Source organism: Streptomyces sp. B1866, assembly GCF_031932565.1.
GTDB lineage: Bacteria > Actinomycetota > Actinomycetes > Streptomycetales > Streptomycetaceae > Streptomyces.
On sequence record NZ_JAVSCF010000422.1, the window covers coordinates 1 to 3068 of the forward strand.

The 3068-nt window shown below is 76.9% G+C and carries 3 protein-coding genes; all 3 read left to right on the forward strand.

The window, feature by feature from the left end; genetic code table 11:
* The first annotated feature begins 586 nt into the window (after positions 1–586).
* The 3 genes from RKE29_RS28950 (at position 587) to RKE29_RS28960 (ending at position 3028) form a co-directional block, all read left to right on the forward strand.
* Positions 587–1060 (forward strand): C40 family peptidase, encoded by a 474-nt coding sequence (locus RKE29_RS28950; RefSeq protein WP_312008681.1) that lies wholly within the window; start codon positions 587–589, stop codon positions 1058–1060.
* Positions 1061–1238: 178 nt separating this feature from the next.
* The gene (locus tag RKE29_RS28955) at positions 1239–2444 is read left to right on the forward strand and encodes a hypothetical protein (protein WP_312008682.1); all 1206 of its coding nucleotides are present in this window, start codon (positions 1239–1241) and stop codon (positions 2442–2444) included.
* Positions 2445–2476: 32 nt separating this feature from the next.
* Complete coding sequence (locus RKE29_RS28960; protein ID WP_312008683.1) at positions 2477–3028, forward strand: DUF6328 family protein; 552 nt, start codon at positions 2477–2479, stop codon at positions 3026–3028.
* Positions 3029–3068: the final 40 nt, after the last annotated feature.

A 3068-nucleotide genomic window follows, 5' to 3' on the forward strand; every position in this document is an offset into this window, starting at 1 on the left:
ACCCGGCGCGCCGGCGGCCTGTCGCGCCGCGCGCCTCCGGTGCCGCGCGCCCCGGCGGCCCCGGCCACCCGTGCGCGGGGCGCGCGAATGGCCGAAGACACGCGCCCCCTACCCGTTCGGCGCAGCGCGGAGGGCGGGCGCGCACATCCGGCCGAGTTGCGCCCGCGCACGGCGTGTGGCGGCCGCACCGCGCCGATTCGCCCAGGTGGAGAGGGGTGGCGTCCGGCCGCGCGGCGGGCGGGCGGGGGCGCGTCCCACCCGCCCGGAGCAACCGTGACCAGACTCACAGACCGGCGTTTCGTTTCGGCGTCCAGGCACGGCGTGCGTGACGATCCCCCCAACGACAAGCCCCCGCCGCGGCGGCGGGGCGCTCCGGGCGGACGCCGAGTCCCGCCGCCGTCCCGGATGCCTGGTCGAGGTGTGTGGACGGCGGGAGTGGAGGACCCGGAAGTGCGGGGCCGAGGCGGGTGGACGCCCGCGCAGGCCCCTTGGGGTGAAGCCGCCGCGCGAGCGCGGGGCCGGGCATTCTTCGCCTGCCCGAACCCGACAGGTCACCCTTCACAGGCGGCTGACGAAGGGTCGCGCCATGGATGTGCGCACACGATTTCCCACGCTGTTCCTCCGGGCCGGTGCGGTCACCGCCCTCACGCTGGCCGCCGTCGGCGGCCCGGTGGTCCTGCCCGGGTCCGCCGACCGGGCCGAGGCGGCGACCGTGCCCGCCGTCGCCCTGCACGTCGCCGCGTCGAAGAAGGGCGCGCCGTACCAGTACGGGGCGACGGGGCCGCGCCGCTTCGACTGCTCGGGCCTGACGCTCTACTCCTACCGACGGGCCGGCAAGCGGCTGCCGCGCACGGCGGCGGCCCAGTACCGCCACACCCGGCACGTCGCCCCCTCCTCCCGCCACCGCGGCGACCTGGTCTTCTTCCACTCCCGGCGCGGCGTCTACCACGTGGGCCTGTACGCCGGGCGCGGCCGGGTGTGGCACGCGCCCAAGACCGGTTCGGTGGTGCGGCTGGAGCGGATCTGGACCCGGAGCGTGTCGTACGGCCACGTGCGCTGACCCCGGATCCCCGGCCGCCGCGCCGCCCGCCCCGGCCCCGCCCCGGCGCGGGCGGGCGGCCGGCCGTCGGCGCGGGGGCGGTGCGGGCCGGCCGCGAGACGCTAGCGTGAACATGCCGCCCGCCGGCGGGCGGCGCTGCGGCGGGGGCGGGTGGCCCCCGCGGGGAGGGGCGGCGCTCGTGAGTGACCAGTTCCGGGCGGACCGGACCTACGACAACGTGTACCTGGTCTTCGTGGACACCTCCGGGTACTCCACGATCGTCCTGGCGAACCCCAGGGACCGGGCCGCGCACGCGTTCGACCTGTTACGCGAGCGGATGCTCGCGCGGATCGGGCAGATCTCCGCGCGCCTGGGGTGCGCGCGCAGCGACCTGTGGAGCTGGCGGGGCGACGGCGGGTTCTTCGCCGTGCACGACGAGCGCGAGAGCGTGGCCCGCGACGTGGCCCTGGAGGCGGCCCGGGCCTTCCTCACCCTGGACCTGCGGCACCTGCGGGACGAGTTCGCGCAGGCGGGGGTGGACGGCGGACTGCACCTGCGGATGGCCGTGCACAAGGGCACGATCCGGTACACCGGCGACGGCCGCACCGGCACCATCCACTCCCCCGACATCAACCGGGGCGCCCATCTGGAGCGGGCCGCCCCGCGCGACTGCCTGGCCGTCTCGGAGGACGTGTACCGCACCGCGGGCCCGCACGCCGGGCTGTTCACCGCCGTGGGCGCGTACGAGGGCCGGGGCGTGTACCTGATGTCCGCCGACGGCGGGGCGGACCGGGCCACCCGGACATGGCTGGCCGGGCAGGGTCTGACCGGCGGAGTGCCGGTGCGCGCCTACCCCGAGCGGCCGAGCCCGGAGGAGAAGGTGCGGCTGCTGGACGCTGCCACCTCGGACGTGTGCGACCTGGGCACCGCGCTGCGCACCTCCTCCAGCCGCCTGGTCACCACCGAGCGCCCGGCCCGCTACCGCGACGCCGTGCTGCGGCTGCTGGCCCGGGGCGGCACGTACCGCTGCTACCTGCTGGACCCGGACTCGGAGGCGGCCGCCGCCCTGGCCCGGCAGTTCCAGGAGGACATGGCCCGCAAGGTCAAGGACTCGCTGGAGCGGTTCGGCCGCTTCAAGGAGCGCTACGGCCCGGCCGCCGACGGCCTGCACGTCTACCAGACCGACACCTTCCCCGGCTTCTCGGCGCTGGGCATCGACATGCGGGAGCGGGACGGGCTGGTCCTGTACTCCGCGTACGTCGGCGGCACCACCCCGCAGGGCGTGACCGAGCGCGGCGACATGCCCCACTACCTGATCAGCCCGGCCGCCGGGCGGGTGTACGAGCGGATACGGGAGCTGGCCGAGGCGCACGGCGCGACGGGCGACGCGCGGCGCGTACTGTGAGCCGTTCCGGTAAGACGTCCCCTATGAGAGACATGGGAACGTCCTCCGCGGGCGGCGCGGACGACGCGCGTCACGCCGGTCAGGCGGGCGGGGACTCGGCCGACTCGGCGCGCCGCGAGACGCCGACGGAGCGCGCGGACCGCAACTACGCCGAGCTGCTCCAGGAGCTGCGGGTGACGCAGACCGGGGTGCAGATCCTGTTCGCGTTCCTGCTGACGCTGGCCTTCACCCAGCGCTTCACCGCCCTGGACCACGTGCAGCGCGGCACGTACATCGCGGCGCTGCTGCTCGCGGTGACGGCCGCCGCCCTGCTCACCGCGCCCGCCGCCGTGCACCGGACGCTGTTCGGGCGGCAGGCCAAGCGGCGCGTGGTGGAGGTCTCCTCCCGGCTGACCGCCGCGGGCCTCGCGGTGCTGTCGCTGGCGTTCACCTCCGCGGTGCTGCTGATCGTGGACGTGGTGCTGGGCCGGGGCTGGGGCAGCCTCGCCGCGGCGGGCACGTTCGCCCTGTGCGCGGGCCTGTGGGGGGTGCTGCCGCGGTGTGTCGGCCGCGAGGCCCACGGCCCCGGGCGCCGCGCGGAGTGACGGCCGCGCGGCGCCCCGGGCCGTGCGGCGCGCCCGGCGG

What these genes read in the sequence shown, in the direction of transcription:
- RKE29_RS28950 (WP_312008681.1), top strand. Translation starts at nt 587, where the DNA reads ATGGATGTGCGCACACGATTTCCCACGCTGTTCCTCCGGGCCGGTGCG.
- RKE29_RS28960 (WP_312008683.1), top strand. Translation starts at nt 2,477, where the DNA reads ATGGGAACGTCCTCCGCGGGCGGCGCGGACGACGCGCGTCACGCCGGT.